The 19,355-nt window shown below is 32.4% G+C and carries 22 protein-coding genes; 6 read left to right on the top strand and 16 right to left on the bottom strand.

The window, feature by feature from the left end:
- Positions 1-27 precede the first annotated feature (27 nt).
- The gene (locus ABD940_RS15430) at positions 28-2,481 is read left to right on the top strand and encodes a TonB-dependent receptor (RefSeq protein ID WP_345205817.1); all 2,454 of its coding nucleotides are present in this window, start codon (positions 28-30) and stop codon (positions 2,479-2,481) included.
- Positions 2,482-2,629: 148 nt separating this feature from the next.
- Here ABD940_RS15430 and ABD940_RS15425 read toward each other — a convergent pair whose 3' ends face one another.
- From ABD940_RS15425 to ABD940_RS15400, 6 genes are all read right to left on the bottom strand, one after another.
- Complete coding sequence (locus ABD940_RS15425) at positions 2,630-3,193, bottom strand: leucine-rich repeat domain-containing protein (RefSeq protein WP_345205814.1); 564 nt, start codon at positions 3,191-3,193, stop codon at positions 2,630-2,632.
- A gap of 111 nt (positions 3,194-3,304) precedes the next feature.
- A complete protein-coding gene (locus ABD940_RS15420) occupies positions 3,305-3,739 on the bottom strand; it encodes a hypothetical protein (RefSeq protein ID WP_345205812.1) in 435 nt (144 codons plus the stop codon).
- Between the two features lie 189 nt (positions 3,740-3,928).
- On the bottom strand, positions 3,929-4,357 hold the full coding sequence (locus ABD940_RS15415) for a DUF6678 family protein (RefSeq protein WP_345205809.1): 429 nt from the start codon (positions 4,355-4,357) through the stop codon (positions 3,929-3,931).
- Positions 4,358-4,401: 44 nt separating this feature from the next.
- Positions 4,402-5,121 carry a hypothetical protein gene (locus tag ABD940_RS15410; RefSeq protein ID WP_345205806.1) on the bottom strand — a complete coding sequence of 240 codons (720 nt, stop codon included), beginning with the start codon at positions 5,119-5,121 and terminating at the stop codon, positions 4,402-4,404.
- Between the two features lie 127 nt (positions 5,122-5,248).
- Complete coding sequence (locus ABD940_RS15405) at positions 5,249-5,836, bottom strand: leucine-rich repeat domain-containing protein (RefSeq protein WP_345205804.1); 588 nt, start codon at positions 5,834-5,836, stop codon at positions 5,249-5,251.
- A 6-nt stretch (positions 5,837-5,842) separates the two neighbouring features.
- A complete protein-coding gene (locus ABD940_RS15400) occupies positions 5,843-6,481 on the bottom strand; it encodes an MBL fold metallo-hydrolase (protein WP_345205801.1) in 639 nt (212 codons plus the stop codon).
- A 132-nt stretch (positions 6,482-6,613) separates the two neighbouring features.
- Here ABD940_RS15400 and ABD940_RS15395 point away from each other — a divergent pair, with 132 nt between their 5' ends.
- Positions 6,614-7,825: a type IX secretion system plug protein gene (locus tag ABD940_RS15395; RefSeq protein ID WP_345205799.1), complete on the top strand. Its 1,212-nt coding sequence runs from the start codon at positions 6,614-6,616 to the stop codon at positions 7,823-7,825.
- Positions 7,826-8,101: 276 nt separating this feature from the next.
- On the opposite strand, the gene ABD940_RS15390 is transcribed toward ABD940_RS15395, so the two are convergent.
- The 6 genes from ABD940_RS15390 to ABD940_RS15365 all read right to left on the bottom strand — a co-directional run bounded on the left by ABD940_RS15390 (position 8,102) and on the right by ABD940_RS15365 (position 11,400).
- Positions 8,102-8,362: a hypothetical protein gene (locus ABD940_RS15390; protein WP_345205796.1), complete on the bottom strand. Its 261-nt coding sequence runs from the start codon at positions 8,360-8,362 to the stop codon at positions 8,102-8,104.
- 1 nt (position 8,363) lies between these two features.
- Positions 8,364-8,594: a hypothetical protein gene (locus ABD940_RS15385; RefSeq protein ID WP_345205794.1), complete on the bottom strand. Its 231-nt coding sequence runs from the start codon at positions 8,592-8,594 to the stop codon at positions 8,364-8,366.
- Between the two features lie 348 nt (positions 8,595-8,942).
- Positions 8,943-9,971, bottom strand: coding sequence for a ferrochelatase (hemH, locus tag ABD940_RS15380; RefSeq protein WP_345205791.1), 1,029 nt, complete (start codon positions 9,969-9,971; stop codon positions 8,943-8,945).
- A gap of 12 nt (positions 9,972-9,983) precedes the next feature.
- On the bottom strand, positions 9,984-10,235 hold the full coding sequence (locus tag ABD940_RS15375; protein ID WP_345205788.1) for a hypothetical protein: 252 nt from the start codon (positions 10,233-10,235) through the stop codon (positions 9,984-9,986).
- A gap of 8 nt (positions 10,236-10,243) precedes the next feature.
- Entirely contained in the window at positions 10,244-10,510 is a 267-nt protein-coding gene (locus ABD940_RS15370) for an NADPH-dependent FMN reductase (protein WP_345205785.1), read from the bottom strand.
- A gap of 11 nt (positions 10,511-10,521) precedes the next feature.
- Positions 10,522-11,400: a NifU family protein gene (locus tag ABD940_RS15365; RefSeq protein ID WP_345205782.1), complete on the bottom strand. Its 879-nt coding sequence runs from the start codon at positions 11,398-11,400 to the stop codon at positions 10,522-10,524.
- A 394-nt stretch (positions 11,401-11,794) separates the two neighbouring features.
- On the opposite strand from ABD940_RS15365, the gene ABD940_RS15360 reads away from it, so the two are divergent.
- Positions 11,795-12,331, top strand: a complete 537-nt coding sequence (locus ABD940_RS15360; protein ID WP_345205778.1) for a gamma carbonic anhydrase family protein — start codon at positions 11,795-11,797, stop codon at positions 12,329-12,331.
- Between the two features lie 141 nt (positions 12,332-12,472).
- On the opposite strand, the gene ABD940_RS15355 is transcribed toward ABD940_RS15360, so the two are convergent.
- Positions 12,473-12,913 (bottom strand): hypothetical protein, encoded by a 441-nt coding sequence (locus ABD940_RS15355; protein WP_345205775.1) that lies wholly within the window; start codon positions 12,911-12,913, stop codon positions 12,473-12,475.
- An 80-nt stretch (positions 12,914-12,993) separates the two neighbouring features.
- Here ABD940_RS15355 and ABD940_RS15350 point away from each other — a divergent pair, with 80 nt between their 5' ends.
- Positions 12,994-15,120, top strand: coding sequence for a helix-turn-helix domain-containing protein (locus tag ABD940_RS15350; protein ID WP_345205772.1), 2,127 nt, complete (start codon positions 12,994-12,996; stop codon positions 15,118-15,120).
- 52 nt (positions 15,121-15,172) lie between these two features.
- On the opposite strand, the gene ABD940_RS15345 is transcribed toward ABD940_RS15350, so the two are convergent.
- The 3 genes from ABD940_RS15345 to ABD940_RS15335 form a co-directional block, all read right to left on the bottom strand.
- On the bottom strand, positions 15,173-15,610 hold the full coding sequence (locus tag ABD940_RS15345; RefSeq protein WP_345205769.1) for a hypothetical protein: 438 nt from the start codon (positions 15,608-15,610) through the stop codon (positions 15,173-15,175).
- Positions 15,611-15,679: 69 nt separating this feature from the next.
- The gene (locus ABD940_RS15340) at positions 15,680-16,372 is read right to left on the bottom strand and encodes a hypothetical protein (protein ID WP_345205766.1); all 693 of its coding nucleotides are present in this window, start codon (positions 16,370-16,372) and stop codon (positions 15,680-15,682) included.
- The gene (locus ABD940_RS15335; RefSeq protein ID WP_345205763.1) at positions 16,372-16,944 is read right to left on the bottom strand and encodes a hypothetical protein; all 573 of its coding nucleotides are present in this window, start codon (positions 16,942-16,944) and stop codon (positions 16,372-16,374) included. The genes ABD940_RS15340 and ABD940_RS15335 overlap by 1 nt, the downstream gene beginning before the upstream one ends.
- 209 nt (positions 16,945-17,153) lie before the next feature.
- Here ABD940_RS15335 and ABD940_RS15330 point away from each other — a divergent pair, with 209 nt between their 5' ends.
- A complete protein-coding gene (locus ABD940_RS15330) occupies positions 17,154-18,158 on the top strand; it encodes an LLM class flavin-dependent oxidoreductase (protein ID WP_345205760.1) in 1,005 nt (334 codons plus the stop codon).
- A 67-nt stretch (positions 18,159-18,225) separates the two neighbouring features.
- Complete coding sequence (gene ribB, locus ABD940_RS15325) at positions 18,226-19,347, top strand: 3,4-dihydroxy-2-butanone-4-phosphate synthase (RefSeq protein WP_345205757.1); 1,122 nt, start codon at positions 18,226-18,228, stop codon at positions 19,345-19,347.
- Positions 19,348-19,355 lie beyond the last annotated feature (8 nt).

Raw genomic sequence — 19,355 nt, 5'->3', positions numbered from 1 at the left:
AAAACTAACTATAAAAAATATATGGCTATGAAAAAAAGATCGATTTTCTTACTTGCCGGTATTGCAACACTTTATTTTAACAATACTTATGCACAAGAAACTACTCCACAGGATTCCACGAGAACTGCATCTATTGATCAGGTGGTTATTACAGGTAACTCCAGACCGAAACCAAAAATAGAATCCAGTACGGCGATTTCTACATTCAGTGCGAAGGAAATTCAGAAACAAAATCCGATCAGTGCGGCTGCTTTATTACAGAGAGTTCCCGGATTTGCGGTTGAAACTTCCGGTGGTGAGGTTGGAAATAACCTTTTCGCAAGAGGTATTCCTTCTGCTGGAGCTTATGAATTTGTACAGGTTCAGGAAGATGGCCTTCCAGTTTTTGAGGACGGTGCTTTACAGTTTGCGAATGCAGATAATTTCTTCCGTGTAGATAATTCTGTAAGCAGATTGGAGGCTTTGAGAGGAGGTTCAGGATCTATTTTTGCAACCAACTCTCCTGGAGGTTTGATCAACTTTATTACAAAAGAAGGAGGAAACGATTTCAAAGGAACAGCAAAACTTGAAACAAGTACTTATGGATTGATGCGTACTGATGTGAATTTGGGTGGAGCTTTGGTTAAGGATAAATTATTCTTCAATGTTGGAGGTTTTTACAGAACGGATGACGGAATCAGAAAAACTGGTTTTAAAGCTAATCAAGGAGGACAGATCAGAATGAATCTTAAGTATGTTTTCGATAAAGGTTATGCTAAAGTGTATTACAAAAAATTGGACGATAGAAATACATTCTACCTTCCGATTCCTTTGGTGCAAAATGGAAATGATCTGAAAGAATTTTCCGGTTTTGATGCTAATTACGGAACATACAGCTACAGAAATATCAGTCAATTAAATATTCCACAAGCTGGAGGAGGATTTTTCAGCAGAAACTTAGAAGACGGAATTCATCCGAAAGTTGATGTTTTAGGAGCTGAATTTAAATATGATCTTGGAAATAATTTCTCTGTTTTGAATAAAACAAGATATACCAATATCAATATGAATTACACGGGGATTTTCCCTTCAGGCGGACCGAAATCAGGGGCTGACTTTGCGGGATTGCCAGTTTCGCAGGGAGGTTTAGGAATGAGTAATTATCAATATTCTATGGTAAGCAGTGGTGCAATTGTGAATCCTGCCTATGTTCAGAAATTAGGATTTTGGGCAATCGACAAGCAGATGAACAACTTTGTAAATGATTTACAATTCAATTATAAATTTGATAAGGGAAATGTAACAGCAGGTTTCTACAAATCAAGCTGGAAGTCTCATCAAAACTGGAACTGGAGCAATGTTTTAGCTACGGCATCAGACAAGCCAGAGCTGCTTAATTTGGTTAACCCAGCTCTTTCTCCGAATGCTACAGGCTATTCTAAAACTTATAATGGAGTTATAGATATGTCTTTCTTACTTAGAGATTCTCAGGTTCAGGGAAGTTTGAATGATCTTTATGCAAATTTAGATTTTAACATTACAGATAATTTAAGCTTCAATGGAGGAATCCGTTACAGCCGTGATTTCTATAAGGGTTATGGAGTAAATACAACAACCGGAAATCTGAATAATTCTGGTTTAACAACAGATGGAACTCACAGTTTCTTAACAACTACTGCAGATGATAATATGTCTGTGTTGGGTAATAAATATACTTATTGGAACTATGATGTAAACAGAGTTTCTTTCACTACAGCTTTGAATTATAAAATTAATTCGGAAAATGCAGTGTATGCTCGTTTTTCAAATGGTTTCAGATCTCCGAATGAAGAAGCATATTATAATAATATGACAAATCTTTCAGCAATAAAGCCAGTAACAACCAATCAGTTGGAAGTTGGGTATAAATATTACTCAAGAACTTTTGATATTGCAGTGATTCCGTTCTATTCTACATTGAAAAATCTTTCATTTACAGATGTTTTCTCTGATGGAACTTCAGAAAATAAATTTGCGAATACAACCAACTATGGGGTAGAGCTGGAAGGTTATGCAAGATTGTTCAATAATTTGTTGGAAGTAACATTTAACGGAACAATTCAAAATCCGAAATACAAAGACTTTACGGGAAGAAATGCAGATGGATCAACATTTAATTATGATGATAACACGGTAAGAAGAATGCCGAAAGTATACTTTAATATTGCTCCGGCTGTAAATATTACAAAATCTTGGAGAGCATATGTAAGCATGAATTATTACGGAAAGCGTTTCCAGGATGAGAAAAATGCACAGACGTTGCCTTCGTTCTCAGAATTTGGGGCGGGAACTTCTTATCAGTTAGGAAAAATCCGCTTTGCTGTTGATGGAACGAATATCTTCAATACCATCGGTATTACGGAGGGTGATCCAAGAGCTGGATCTCCATCAGGAGACGGAACTATTATGGCAAGACCAATTATGGGTGCGGCTGTAAGAGCTTCTATTACATTGGATTTCTAAACACTTAGTTTTTTTTATTTAAATTGATAAAACCGTTAGAGATTTTCTGACGGTTTTTTATTTTTTGATGCTGTTTCGACAAATGAGAAACCTGTTTTGTTTATGAAGTATTTTTAATCGAGAGCCTTTATTTTTCAAACCATAATTTCTAATGCCTCCACTTTCCTTCAAATTCCCCATTACAGAATGTGCCGTCGCCTTTTGCTAAGATCTCACAATCAGGAAGCTTACTAGATATCTTTAAAAGACCTTCAAATGTATAATTGTTGCTCTGAACTTGAATAGTAATGTTTTCCATGTATTTTAATGCAGTTAATTTTTTCAAACCATCTTCAGTAATTGATGTTTCCTGAATTTGCAGATTGAGTAAATTTTCTAATTCTAGAAGATGTGAAATGCATTCGTCTGTAAGTTGTGAGTTGCCTTTTAATCGAAGATATTGCAGGAATTTTAGATTTTTTAAATATTTTATGCCATCGTTGGTAATTTCGGTGTCCTGTAAATTCAAATTTTCAATTTTACTGCAATTGGATACATGAGCCAATCCTTCGTCATTGAGGTTTGAATTGGTAAAACTGGCAGAAATGAGATTGGGAAACCGTTTCAGATAAGACAATTCCTTGAAATTACTTAAAGATTCTTCCCATTTCAGCAAGAAATGGTCACTGTTTACATCATAGTGATGATTTCCTATTTTTATTGAGTTTTCCATGTAATGATTATTTCAGCTTTTCTTTAAGTACGGCGAACTTGATGGTAATGGTTCAAATACATTATCACTTTCTTTTATGTTGTATGTTTCGTTCATCATTCAATATGAAAATTATTTCTGTTCATTTATCCAATTTTCAATCATAGCAACAGCAGAAATAGTAGCTTCTTCTAGTTCAAAATAACTTTCATGCGTTTTTGCAACAGGATTTTCATGATCATTATTTTTGATTATAGTAATATGATAACCTCTTTCAGAACCATGCCAACCCGCAGTAAGTGTATAATTGAAGGGATAGGAAACCTCTAACATATCTGATTTCAGATTTGATCTTGAAAAATCTTTTACAATATAGACTATCGTCCCAATTTTAAAATCGATATCTTCAAAAGGATTTTTAGGCATTTTAAATATTTCAGGGCTTACCGTGCCGTCCTGACTGTCATGCCATTCGAGAATCAATTTGACATTATAATTTGAAAATACTTTGTCTTGAATGCGTGGAGAAAACTTGTAGCCTCCTTCTTTCAGTTTTTCACTTTTCATAACTCCTATTCTTGGCTGTATAAAAATATTACTGGCTTGATCTGTCTCATATGATAAATGTAGCGTTTGATCATCAGAGATAATTTTTAAATAAAACAAAAAATGATAATCATCATCCGGTACAATATACCACAAGTAAAGTTTGTCTTTATAAATAATTTTTCTCTTTCGTTTATGTGATACTGCCATTTATTTATATCCGTAAACTTTTAGTCCTTCCTCTGTTATGTTATATTCAAATTGTCCTAAAGCATCCATTATTTGTTCAAGTTTTTCTAATGGCTGAAAAATAATTTCTGATGCTAGTTTTTCGTTTCTGTTCCAACGTTCTGTTTCATGTTTTGCGGGAATTAATATCCATTCAATTTCGTTAAACTTAAATGGTCCTAATTCGCTCACATCACCAAACCCTGTTTCGTTAAATCCTCCGAAATGAAATTTATACGTTCTGTCTGGCAGCAAGAATTTGATATGTGCTGAGTGAATTTTAATTTTTTCATTCTCAATTTCTGTAAATAATTTGAACCATTTTGCATTGCTCATAAAGGAAGTTCGGTTTAGAATTTCCTTTTCTAATCTATTTGCATTAATTGAATAAAGGTCTAATTCTTGTTTCATTTTCGTTAGTTTTTTAGGATTGTAAATAATGATTAATATGTTTCTTATGTCCAATCATAAGTAAATAATACAATACGACTTTCAGGTTCATAAAACATTAAAATAGAATCAGCTCCATCTCCGCAATAGTTGTATCCAGGTACTTCACCAACATAAATAAATTCTTTACCTTTGTATGAAATGGAAATTCCATCATTACGTAGATTTTCACCAGATTCGTTAATGCTCATTTCAAATGCCGATGGAACAGGTGCAGTATTTGTCCAGTTGCTATACCCCATTTCTCCGCCCAACCTATATAGAAAGTCTTGTGGATTATTATCTTGCCAAGGTAATAGCTGACCTTTTATTTTATATTTAGTTTTTACTTTTTGATAATTTTCCCGTATTGTTTTTATATGTGTTGTAAATTCATTATCAACTCTCTCCTTATGTTTTGAAGCTGATAGAAAATAATCTTCATTTCCCAAAAAAGCATATTTATTATCTTCTGTAAGCCGAAATGCAATCCAGTTTTCTGCACAAAATTCATTATGAAAATCTGTAGTTTTTTCACCAATAATTCCCTCATAGGGTTCTGTGGGATTGAGAAAATGTATTACAGTTCCTTTTAAATCGGGAGTCAAAATTTCTAAATTAATAGATATCATTGGTAATAAATAATTGCTTAGCCAAGATTGATCTGCAACAAATATATCTTCAGGAAAAGGAGTTAATCCTTCCTTTAATTCACTAATTTCTTCTTCGCAAAACTTTGATTCCATATTTTTAAGGTTTTGTATAAAATTTTGTTTGTTTGGATTAACTTATTGAATTAATCAAAACTGTAATGATCAAATATAAAAATAAATAGAGATGTTCTCTCAAAACAGCTTTATAAAAAGAAGTAAGTTATATCCTGGTTTTTTTCATTGCGCTTTTCAACTTTTCTAAATCGTGTCTTTTATATTTTTGCCTACCAGATAAATTTATTTCTTTTAAATTTTTAGGAAATAGATTTGGATTCAGATCTTTTAAGCCTGTATCACTAAGTCCTAAGCTTCTTAAGTTTTGCATTTGATTTAATGTTGTTGGCAATTTATCCAACCTGCAGTTTTCAATACGGAGCGTTTTTAAATTATTTAATTGACATATTGAATCTGGAATTGAATCTATTTCATTTCCTCTAACCATTAAATATTTTAATGATTTTATTTGAGTGAGCCATTCAGGAAAAGTTCTAAACGGAAGGTTTAGAAGCCAGATCTTTTTTAATTTTTTTAGACTAGCGATTTCTTTTGGAAGTTCAAAATCATCTAAATTATAAATAGAAGGATCAGCCTGAATTTCTAACGTTTTTAAGTTGATGAATTGTGAAAAAATAGCACCTTTATCTTTTAAGTTGTATTCTATGAATAATAGGCTTAGCTTTTTACAATTCTTTGGATTTTGAATTGCATCATTTAATGATGAAAATTTAGTTTTTTTTAAGAGAAACATTTTTTTTTACTTAAAAAACGGATTATACTCCTTCTCAAAACCAATCGTAGTCGGATTTCCGTGTCCGGAGAAAACCTGAGTTTTGTCATCAAGAATAAAAAGTTTGTTTTTAATTCCGTTGATTAATTGCTCGTGATTTCCTTTATAAAGATCCGTTCTTCCGATGCTTCCTTCAAACAAAACATCACCTGAAATCATGAAACTTTGATTTTCGTTATGATAAACCACACTCCCCGGAGAATGTCCCGGAACATGATAAATTTTGAATTTTTCTCCGTCAAGATCCAATTCATCACCTTCATTGATATATTTAATTTCTACATTTACAGGATTGATCTGAAATCCGAACCTCATTCCGCTTGCCTGTAGCATGTCTAAAACTTCTTTATCATCCTGATGCATAATTACGGGAACTTTAAATGTATCAAAAGCCCATTGTAAACCCAAAACATGATCGATATGAGCATGAGTAAGAAGGATTTTTTCGATTTTTAATTCATTTTCTGTAATGAAATTTTTGATAGTGTTGGTCTCCTGTTCATTCATATTTCCCGGATCGATCAGCCACGCATTTTTATTTTCATTATAAAGTATATAGGTGTTTTCGCTCGCAAAATTGAATACGAAACCTTGAATCTGAAGCATATTCTGAATATTTTTTATTAAAACAAATGTAGGTACAAAACTTTTGGTTTAAAACATTTTAATAAATTTTTAATTGATAAAGACCTGTATGTTTTGTGGTTTAAAAATGATTTTTTTGTTATCTTCGTCATAATGAAAACTTTGCGAATACTTTTACTTTCTTTAGGTGGATTGGTTTTTGGACAGAATATCCAAAGCATCCAGTTGTTCAATCCTCAGACTAATGATGAAACGCCTGTCATTAATTTCAGTCAGCAATTGGTTTTAAGTTTTGACGATCTTACCAACGCCAGTGAAATTTACAGATATACGATCAAACATTATAATAGAAACTGGGAAGACGACAATCTTTTTTTTACGGAAATTGCAAACGGAAGCCTGAATGGTTTGTTGGATAAATTTCAGTATTCTTTTAATACATTACAATCTTATACACATTATACACTTACGTTTCCGAACGAGAAAATACAGCCCAAGATTTCAGGGAATTTTGAACTGATTGTTTACAAAGATTCTGCAGAAAAACCGCTTTTCAAAAAAAGATTTTACCTTGTAGAAGATGCGGCAACTTTGGCTTTAAATATTTCAAGATATGCAGATGCGAGAAATCCGAATGCTAATCAAAGGGTAGAAGTGAAGGCTGTTTCAAAAGCAGGAGATTTGACTTCAAATGTAAATTCGATGTCATTGAATGTGATGCAGAATAACAATCAAAACGTTACGATTAACAATTTAAAACCAAGTACAACGATGGGAAATCAATTGATGTTCCAGCAAATGAATTTGGTTTTTCCGGGAAATAACGAATTTTATTATTTCGATAATAAAAATATGAATATGGCTGCAGATATGGTTCGTGCAACGGAGGTAAAAGACGGTGTAAACAATACTTTTCTGCATCCGGTTTGGGCTTTTCCATTGAATTACCAATATCAACCGGACGTAAACGGATCTTGGTATTATAGAAGAAATGATCTTGGAAACGAAAGAAATGCGGAAAGAGAAGCAGATTATTCTTGGGTATATTTCTCTTTAGATTCTGATCCTGTGGAAAGAGAAATTTATGTTTTGGGAGGCTTTAATAATTTTCAGCCAAGCAAAGAAAATCAGATGCAATATGATGCCTCAGCGAAAAAATATATAGCAAAAATTTATCTGAAGCAAGGTTTCTACAACTATATTTTAGCAACAAGACAAGGAAATGGACCATTAGATTTCGGAGAAATTAACGGAAATTTCTGGCAGACAGAAAATCTTTATCAGGCATTTTTATATTATACTCCTTTTGGTAGGAACTATGATGGATTAATGGGATATGGTGAATTTAGAACGCCTGTGAGGTAAATTTAATAAAGGTAAGAGAGTTTGAGAATTTTAGTGAAAATAAATGTTTTGAACTTTTTTAATTTCTTCTTTAAGTAAAATAAAATGCTTCGAGAACCTCAGCATGACATCGCTAATAAAAACAGTTAGTATTAGAAATGTCATGCTGAGGTTCTCGAAGCATTGGTAATAATATAGATTTTTTTTGATAAATTTTATAAAAACAAAAAACCTCACAGAAAAAATCCGTAAGGTTTCAATATAAAAATAGTCTGGAAGTCTGGAATTATTTAATCTTTAAACTTTAAAAATGGCGGTCACCAGTAAATTTTCTTCATCCTCAAAAATATAATGAATATTTACTGGGAAATTTTGCATGGCATTGACTGTAACTTCCTTATATCTTGTTTCATGGCTTTTTTCGTTTTGCAGAATTTTATTTATTGATTCCTTTAAATCTTCGAGAAAATCAATTCCTTTTTTTTCTTTTTCCGCGTTGAATACACGCATAAGAAGCCTTATGTCGTTTTTTGCAATGGAAGAGAGGAGAACGTTCATTTTATGCACAATTCTTTTTCAGCTCTGAAATATTTTCGTAAAAATCTAATTTTGTTGTCGGGTTTTCGTTGTGAAACTGAATTCTGTACAAAACCTCATCCAGTTGAAATTGTGGAATTGCAGGTCTGTTGTTCACTTCAAAACTTTCTACCATTTTAGCAAATGCTTCCAGAATTTCTGGACTGAAGTTTTCGATCTTTGTTTTTAAAATTTCGGCAGTTGCATTCATCATCTTTAAATTTTAAGGTTAATGGTGTTCTTTGATGGGGTAAAGGTATGAAAAATATTTAATTTTACAATTTTATTTTAAAATTATAGGGGTTAATTTTAAAATTTATTATTATTTTAAAATAATTAATATAAAATGAGGGGGTGTTGTAGAAAAAATATTTTTTTTATTTGTTTTTTTGAATGCTTCGACGGAGCTCAGCATGACAACGCTAAAAGTATGCTGTTAAAATCAACGGTTAGTATTAGAGATGTCATGCTGAGCTCCATCGAAGCATCTATAAATAATATGAACTATTAAAAAAACCTGATAACACAAAAAAATAACCTCCGTTTCCGAAGGTTAATATATTTAAACTAAATAAAATTCATTGAGTTTTTCTTCACAAAGCGTTTTCACGACTTCAATCCAGCGATCTTCATCATTAAGACAAGGAATATAATGGAAGTTCTCTCCGCCACCATTCATAAACTGATGTTTTCCTTCCACAGAAATTTCTTCCAACGTTTCCAGACAATCCGAAACAAAAGCCGGACAGACAATTGCTAAGTTTTTAATTCCTTTTTTGCCGATACTTTCAAGAGTTTCGTCTGTATAAGGTTCCATCCATTTGTCTTTTCCCAACCTCGACTGAAACGTAACCATTACTTTTTCTTTGGGCAACCCTAATTTTTTAATGACAGAATTGGTAACATCAAAACATTGATGACGATAGCAAAACTGATGACTCGGATTGTTCTCTCTTGAACAACAATCATTTAAATTACAAGTATTTGTAGGATCGGTTTTGTAAATATGTCTTTCCGGAACTCCGTGATAAGAAAATTGTAAAGCATCGAAATTTTCAGGAAGTTTTTCCTTAATACTTTCGGCTAAACAATTAATATAAATATCTCTATTGTAAAAAGGTTGAATATAATTGATCTTTACATTCGGGAATTTTTCTTTTCTTACTTCGTCTGCTTTTTCAATTACGGTTTCCGTTGTACTCATCGCATATTGCGGATACAAAGGAAAAAGCACGATTTCAGAAACGCCTTTATCAACTAATTTCTGAATTCCCGCTTCAATACTCGGTTGAGCATATCTCATCCCGATTTCCACAGGAACATCAACCAGTTTTTGAAGTTTTCTCTGAATTTGTTCTGTAATGACAATTAATGGTGAACCTTCATCTGTCCAAACCGTTTTATAAGCTTCGGCAGATTTTGCAGGTCTTGTATTTAAAATAATTCCGCGAACTAGTAATGCGCGAAAAATCCAGCGATAGTCGATCACTCTTTCATCCATCAGGAATTCATCCAGATATTCTTTTACGTCATTTACCGCTGTAGATTTTGGTGAACCAAGATTTACGAGTAAAATTCCTTTTTTAGCCAAAATTTTTTAATTTTAATTATCAATAGACTTTTCAAAATTCGTTATAAATTTTGAAATTTCGGTAAAGGTATCATTTTCTATTGAGCCGTTTTTGTCAAATTTTCCCTTTATACCTTTTATCAGCAATTGGTGGTCATCAACTTTTGCGCCAAGAGTTTTCAAAATTAATAATAATTCTTCGTGTCCTTTTTCTCCGTTAGCAGAAGCAGTCACAACTCCGACAGGTTTTTCACTAAAAATAGTAGTGGAAACACACCATTCCAATAAATTTTTTACCCTACTCGGAATACTGAAATATATTCCGGCGTAGAAAAAAGTACACCCGACGAACTATCGATATCTTCACGGATTTTCAATACTTCAGCAGGTGTATTATTATTTGTAAGTTCTGTATCAAAATGCGGGAGAATAGAAAGATCATCATAGATTACGAACTCAACATCGGTTTTCATTTCCAATGCTTTTTCCATTAATTTTAAATTGCTGGAATTTTTCGTAGCACTTCCAATAATGACAACTATTTTCTTTCTATCAGACATTTTATAGAAAATTATCCGTTTACAGCTTCCACTCTTTCTACTAAGTCAGGAACGAATTGTTTTAAAATATTTTCAATTCCTCCTTTTAATGTAGCAGTTGAACTTGGGCAACCGGAGCAAGCGCCTTGTAAAAGCATTTTTGCCGTTTTATTTTCCTTATCGTATTCCATTAAAGAAATTTTTCCGCCATCATTTTCTACTGCAGGAGCAACATATTCATTTAAAATATCAGAAATTTTCTGTTCGTCGTCGGTATAATCTCTGTTGATGATTTTTTCTACAGGATTTTCATGTTTTTGAGATTCGATGTTTGAAATTTCACCTCCGCCTTGAAGATATTCAGCGATAAAACCACGAACTGCCATCATTACTTGGTGCCATTCTACAGAATTATCTCTTGTCACAGCTACGAAATTATCAGAAATAAAAACTTCCTTCGCAAAATCAAACTCTTTAAAAATAGCCTGAGCCAAAGGAACTCCTTCTGCATCATCTTTTGATTTTACTTCTACGAAACCTTCCATTAATAATTTGCTGGAAACGAATTTCATTGCATTAGGATTCGGAGTCATTTCTGCATAGATCTGATACATTTCCTTTCTTTTTTGAAGATAAATTCTCGGATTTGCCAACAATTCGTCTTCAACAATGTTTTTTAGGCTTTCAACAACATGTTCCCATTCTACAGTATCCTGTTTTGCAACCGCCACAAAATTAGCTGTAATGAAAATTCTTTCCACAAAAGGATAATTGAAAAGTTCCTGTGCCAAAGGAATTTCTGAAATATCTGAATCTCTGTCCAACTCCAAAGATCCCGGAATCAGGTTGTAGTCGGCTACAAATTTCATCACTTTCGGATTTTCGGTTGGTTCTATAAGTATAGTATGCATTTTTTCTTTAAATTTGAGTTACAAAAATACGCATAAGAAGTGGGATTGAAGAAAGAGGATAGTTAGATTTTTGCTATTAGTGTTATTATTGATTTGAATCCATGAATTTCAGTTATAAAATTTCTTTATTTAATATTCTTGCTCCGATATTATTCATTTTTGCTTTGTATATAGCCTGCGGAATAAAAGGAGATTTTTTTATTCCGGGATTTCTTTTGTTTTTCGGGATTTTTGTGCCAATTTTATTACTTATAATTGATGTTAGATTTCAATATATTATTAAAAGTAAGCGAACTGTTCTTTTTTTAGAGTTGCTTTTATTATTAATAGGAGGATTGTTCATTTATCTTTATGTGTCATTTTTAAATTTTTTAAACTAAACTTTACATACAATATGGCTTTAATAAAAGAACTTTTAGGAAAAACACCACAAATAGGAGAGAACACTTTTTTGGCTGAAACAGCAACGATCATCGGCGATGTTACGATGGGAAAAGATTGCAGTATTTGGTACAATGCGGTGATCAGAGGTGATGTTCATTATATTAAAATGGGAAATAAGGTGAATGTTCAGGATAATGCAATGTTACACTGTACCTATCAGAAACATCCTTTAAATATTGGAAATAATGTATCGATTGGTCACAATGCAATCGTTCACGGATGTACAATTCAGGATAATGTTCTGATCGGAATGGGATCAATTGTTATGGATGCTTGTCTTGTTGAGGAAAATTCTATCGTTGGAGCTGGTTCTGTAGTTACTCAGGGAACTCATATCAAGTCCGGAGAAGTTTGGGGCGGTGTTCCTGCGAGAAAAATTAAAGATATTAATTCTTTATTGCTGGAAGGAGAAGTAAACAGAATTGCAGATAATTATGTAAAATATTCTTCATGGTATAAAGAAAATGTGAAACATGTGGAAGGATAATTTTTAACGTAAATAGAAAATTTTCCTTAAAATTAATTCACATTGTAATAATTCATAAAAAATCTCTGTCAACAAAACGACAGAGATTTTTTTATAATCTTTAGCGAAAGATTCCTCAAGTAATTTATATAAAAATAATATTTACGAATTGATAAGCTCAGCTTTTCCATTTACACATTTAATTCCGGTTGGCGGATTGATCATCATACAATCTGATATTATACCGTATTTTTGATTGAATGCTTTTACTTTTTCGGTATAATCATTGATCTTTTTCAGAATAGTTTCTTCTGATTTTTTCGGATAAGCAATATAAGATTGAGGTCCGCCACAAGCTTTTGCACCCATCGGAGCGAAAGTCCATTCATTCGCATCCGTACATTTTTCTTTTGCGATTTCAGATTCAATTGATGCTTTTATTTTATCTAGTTGTGCCTGATCGTATTTCTGACTGTTTTCATCGGCAGGTCTTTCCGAAATATCTTTAGGTAAATTTTCATTGGCTTTTTTAGCTGTTCCACATGAGAACATCAAAGTAGAACATAATAATGCAGCTGAAATATACTGAATTGGCTTTAACATAATAATTTTTCTGTTTCAAATTTTTCAAAAGTTATGCCAAGATAAAGAAATCAAATTCATTTTCCGTAATTTTGATGACGATGAACAATCATTTTTTTGACTTAATAGAACATACCAACCGAAGTGTATTTTTAACGGGGAAAGCCGGAACGGGAAAGACTACTTTCCTGAATGATTTTGTTAAACGCACACGCAAAAAGCACATTGTGGTCGCACCTACAGGAATTGCGGCAATCAATGCAGGAGGCGTTACCATTCATTCGATGTTTGGACTTCCGTTGAGAACTTTTTTACCGACAACCGAAAGAATAGATACCAGTTTAGCAAATAATATTGCTGATCTGATGCCTCATTTTAAATACAGAAAGGATAAGCTTAAACTTTTACGGGAAGTTGAAATTATCATTATCGATGAAGTTTCCATGCTTCGTTCCGATGTGTTGGATATGATGGATTTTTCTTTGAGATTTATCAGAAGAAACAATCAGCGTTTTGGTGGTGTTCAGATGTTGTTCATTGGGGATTTGTATCAGCTTCCGCCGGTGGTGAGAGATGAACACATTTTAAAAATGTATTACAATTCTCCCTTCTTTTTCGACAGTCATGCAATTAAAGAAATTCCTTTAATTACGATTGAATTAACGAAAGTTTACCGCCAATCCGATGAAGAATTTTTGGAAATTTTGAACGCAATTCGTGATGGTGATGTTGCCAATATTGATTTTAACCATTTAAATGAGAGATACAAACCTGATTTTGATATGGGAAGCGAATCCTACGTTTATCTGTGTTCACATAATAAAATGGCAGATGAAATTAATCAGGAAAAATTAACGGAAATAAAAGTCGGTGCTAAAAGCTACGAGGCAAAACTTTTTGGAGAATTTAAAGAAAATCAGTTTCCGAACGAGCAATTTTTAGAATTAAAATTAGGTGCTCAAATTATGTTTATCCGAAATGATATTTCTGGAGAAAAGAAATATTTCAATGGAAAATTAGGTGAAATTTCAGCGTTAGATGAAAACGAAATTAAAGTTATTCTCGACGGAAGCGAAAGGGAAATTACTGTAAAACGTGAAGTTTGGGAACAGAAAAAATATTTCCTTGATACCGATAAAAATATTAAGGAAGAGGTTTTGGGAAGCTTTGAACAGTTTCCGATAAAATTGGCTTGGGCTGTAACGATTCATAAAAGCCAGGGTTTGACGTTTGATAAAGTGATTATTGATGCAGGCAAAAGTTTCACGGCAGGTCAGGTTTATGTGGCGTTGTCACGTTGCCGAACGTTGGAAGGAATTATTTTAAAATCTAAAATCACTCCGGAAGTTATTTTTAAAGACAATAGAATTTTAAAATTTCAGGGTGAAACTCATGCGAATGATAACGTTGAGGCAATTTTAAATAAAGAAAAATACGATTACAGCATCAAAAAAGTGCTTCGAACAGTTGATTCTCAATGGCTTTTGAAAGAAGTTGAAGACTGGAATAATCTATCTATTGTTACAAAAAGTATTGATCATTTAAAAACGAAACAACTGTATGTTCAGTTGAAACCTGAGATTGTTAATCTTGGAAAAATTTTCGAAAAACTAGATCGTGTTATTTCTCAGAAGGTTAACAATTTTATTGAAAATAAAGAAGAATGGTCTGAAATTGAAAGCAAAACGAAAGGAGCCGTTAATTTCTTTTTTACTGAGATCAGGGACAAAGTTTTCAATCCGCTGAAAGAATTTTATGCTGAAATAAAAGGCGCAAAAGGCTTAAAACAATACAACGAAGATTTTAGGGTTTGGCTTGAAGATATTGAAGAATATTTGAATAGCTTAAAAGAAATTCATTTATTAGAAACGAAACTTTTAGAAGAAAAAAATGACAAGGAAATCAGCATGAAAATTGCAAAAGTTCCGTCACAAGTTTTAACATTTCAATTATTCGAACAGGGAAAAACTATTGGTGAAATTGCGTTGGAAAGAGGTTTGGTAAAAGAAACGGTAATCGGGCATCTTGCGAAATTTGCAGAACAGGGATTACTGGATATTTCGAGAGTGATTACTTCGGATAAGATCAGAGCATTTGAAGATATTTTCTACAAAACGCCACACGAAACGTTAACAGAATGGAAAAATGCGCTACCAAGTAATTTTGAATTTAATGAGATCAGGATTTTGATTAATCATTTTAATTATCAGAAGGAGAAAGCGAAATAATATTTAAGAAAGGTTTTAATAATCAAAGAATTACTAAAACCTTTTTTATTTTCTATTTATTTGACAAATCCTGGCTTACATTATATCCGACAATTTTTATATCACCGTTCTCATCTTTTTCCATACTGAAAGTTTCGTGTGTTGTTTCAGTACCTCTTTTTACATCGTAAGTGAAAAGATATTGGCTTCGGGCATCGCTTCCTTTTACAACCAAAGTTTCCCATTTTACAAGATAGAAATCCTGAATTGGACCAATATTATTAGTAGTACTAAGAAGTTCATTCAATTTTTCCTTATCGGTTACTTCAAAAAATTTTTCACTAAACAAATTGTAAATATTATCCTGAATACTACCATGTAAAATTTCCCAATAAAATTTTTGTGTAATCTGTTCTCCGTCTTTTTTATCAGATTCCTGGTCTTTGTAAATTTGGTTGAAGGAACAGCTTATTAAAAGAAATGAAAAAAGTAAGTAAATAATTGATTTCATGATTTTAAAATTAATATAGCAATATTAGTAAATTCGGTTATAAAAGAGATTGATGATTTTTTTTTATCTTTAATTATGTATTGAAATATAAATACCTTTATGATCGCTCAAAATATTCTTATCAACAAAAGATGTAGCTTCATCAATATTTTGCACAAAAGTATTAGGAATAATAATATGATCAATATTTTCTTTGATTTCTGAAGTTGTATTTATTAAATTTAATTCTTCAAAAAGATCTTTCAATGATTCTGTTATTTTAGAATTAATAGAAAAATTCTCCTCACTTTTTTTAAATGAAGTATTAAAATCTCCGACAATAAAAAGATTCGGATTCATCGAGTGAATATTTCTGCAATCTTGAATAGTATTTTGTAACTCATTATAAACAAAAGGTTTCCGATTGAACCAAGTTCCGATAATTGTACAATAGAAAACAATATTTCCTAATTCCGTCTCAAATTCTAATGCAAGATTAGTTTTGTCATCAGTTACCGGATATTTTTTTGAACAGGAAATTTTTGAATATAAAATAGTTCGGAACGCTTTTTCTCCTTTTAAATATTCTGTGTAATTGAGATTTTCGTAAACCGTGTTTTCAGGAATTTGAGAACAGGAATATTTGTACGGAAAATTTTTAAGATCAAGATTAACAGCTTCCGTTAAAATAAGAAAATCAAAATCAAGTTGATTTAAGAATTCTACAGTTTTTAAAGTGCCTTTTTTCCTTGCCCAGTCGATATTTAATGTTGCAATTTTCATTAATTTTTAGAACTTTTCAGAATTGGAATTCCGTAAGGTTTTGCATCAGATTTATTTCTGAAAAGTTTGATCATGTTTTTATTTTTATCAATTACTCCAAATTTATATTCAAATGCTTTTCTGGAATTAAAATAAACAGTGTCGCTCTTGATTGTATATTCACCTTTGATACGATCTATTCCAAAGCAGACACTTTCATAGATGAATTTTTCATCTTTCTTTAATTTTAAAGTTGTTGTACAGTTTGCTGCTCCTTCAGCTTGCGCGAAGATTTTGTCTTCTCCTTCTAATACACTTTCAAAATTGATGAGCCCTTTTGGCTTGATAGCAATTAAAGCTAAGCAGGAAAGCATAAATATTAAAAGAGTATTTCTCTTTTTTTCTCTGAATTTATCTCTGACAGAAATGTAAAGTTGCCTGATAAATTCTATAAATAGGAGGAAATAAATGATGAAAGCAATAATGATAACAATTAAAAAAAACAATCCAAGTTCACCTTCCCAAAAGTATGAAGTATTAATTGTCAAAAATAAAATTGAAGTCAAAATAAATTGTAAAGAAAATTTTTTCATTTGTGTAATTATCAATTCATGAATTATAGTTGTTGGGGTTAAATATAAATAATTTTAAGATTTGAATCATTAATCAATTTAAATTTTAATAAGAATTAATTCCAATAGTTTTTTCCTGAACAACCCAATCCATCCTATCAATTACAAAAAGTAACTAATGCAAAATATTAGCTTTACATTTGTTTGGTTTTAAACCTAAAATTTAAAATATGAAAAATTTTGAAATATCCGTGTTGGATCTTGCGCCTGTAAAACAGGATAAGACGATTCACGATACTTTTCAGGACAGTTTATCTTTAGCAAACCATACTGAAAATTTAGATTATAAAAGATTCTGGCTCGCAGAACATCACAATATGGAAAGCATTGCCAGTTCTGCAACTTCGGTTTTGATTGGTTTTATCGCCAACGGAACAAAAAAAATAAGAGTAGGATCAGGAGGAATCATGCTTCCAAATCACAGTTCGCTCGTTATTGCCGAACAATTTGGGACGTTGGAATCACTTTTCCCTGGAAGAATTGATCTTGGTTTGGGAAGAGCGCCCGGAACGGATGGTTTGACAGCTCAGGCTTTGGGAAGAAATCCTGCGATTATCAATCAACAATTTCCGAGACAGATTTTAGAATTACAGAAATATTTCTCCAAAGAAAATCGTGATGCTTTAGTTCGTGCAATTCCTGGTGAAGGTTTAGATATTCCTTTATATATTTTGGGTTCCAGTACAGACAGTGCATTTTTGGCAGCAGAATTGGGACTTCCATACGCTTTCGCGGGACATTTTGCTCCGGAACAAATGGAAATGGCTTTCAATATTTATAGACAGAATTTTGAACCTTCGAAATATTTAGATCAACCTTATATCATCGCTTGTGTGAATGGAGTAGCGGCAGAAACTTCGGAAGAAGCTCATAAAATGTCCACAACTTTATTTCAGGCTTTTATTAATATCGTAAGAAATAACAGAAAACCTTTTGCACCGCCGGTTGATGATATGGATGACATTTGGTCACCAATGGAAAAATCGATGGTGTTGCAGAAATTAAAATTTACTTTTATCGGAGATCAGTCGGAAATTGAAGAAAAGTTGAAAAGTTTTCAGGAAAAATTCAATGTGGATGAACTGATGATTAATTCTCATATTTACGATCATCAAAAAAGATTGGAATCGTACGAGATCATCAGAAAGGCAAAAGACTCGATATTCAAAGCGTAATAAACCATTTATATTAATTGGGAGATGCCTATTTTTATGAGTATCTTTGCGAAAATTTAAAGTAAAAATGTCTGATATTAAATTAAATACTATTCCAGAGGCTATCGAAGACCTTAAAAATGGTAAAATAATCATAGTAGTAGATGATGAAGACAGAGAAAACGAAGGTGATTTTCTTTGTGCTGCTGAATTAACGACTCCTGAATTGATCAACTTTATGGCAGTGCACGGAAGAGGTTTGATCTGTATGCCGCTTCCTGAAAAAAGATGTGATGAACTAGGATTGGAAGTAATGGTAAGCAGAAGCAGTGATCCTAAAGAAACGGCTTTTACAGTTTCCGTTGACCTTTTGGGGAACGGAACTTCTACAGGAATTTCTGCAGGTGACAGAGCAAAAACGATTTTAGCTTTGATGGATGAAAATTCTAAACCGACAGATTTCATGAGACCTGGTCACATTTTCCCGCTTCGTGCAAAAAAAGGTGGTGTTTTGAAAAGAGCAGGACATACAGAAGCAGCAATCGATCTTACTTGTTTGGCAGGTTTGAAAGAAGGTGGAGTAATCTGTGAAATTATGAATGAAGACGGATCAATGTCTCGTTTGCCGGATTTACAGGTTTTTGCTCAAAAACACGATATGAAAATTGTTTCTATTGAAGATTTGATTCATTATCAGCTTAAAAAAGGAAATCTTATTGAAAGAATTGAAGAAAGAAAAGTAAAAACTGCTTACGGAGATTACGATTTCTGTGCTTTCAGAGAGACTTCTAACGATCAGATTCACTTTGCTTTAACGAAAGGAAGTTGGACTGTTGATGAGCCAGTTTTGGTAAGAGTTCAGTCTTCTGATTCTTATTTTGATGTGTTAACAAGATTGAATAACGGTGAAAAACCTCTATTGGAGAAAGTTACCAACATGGTAAATGAAGCTGGAAAAGGCGCAATTATTTTTATCAATAACGTTTCAAATTCTGAAAATACATTGAGAAAATTACAGCAGTTCATCAATTATCAGGATGGTCAGCAAAAACATCCGACAGCTGCATTCAATTACAGAGATTACGGGATCGGAACTCAGATTTTAAAGAATCTTGGAATTAATAAGTTTAAAGTAATCACTCAAAATCCGGATATCAAACCTCAAGTTGGAGGATATGATGTTGAGGTGACCGAGATGGTGCAATTATAAAAAAGAAA

This window comes from Chryseobacterium ginsengisoli (assembly GCF_039542325.1).
GTDB lineage: Bacteria > Bacteroidota > Bacteroidia > Flavobacteriales > Weeksellaceae > Chryseobacterium > Chryseobacterium ginsengisoli.
Note: the sequence above shows the minus strand (reverse complement) of the source record. Positions and strands in the feature narration are given on the sequence as shown.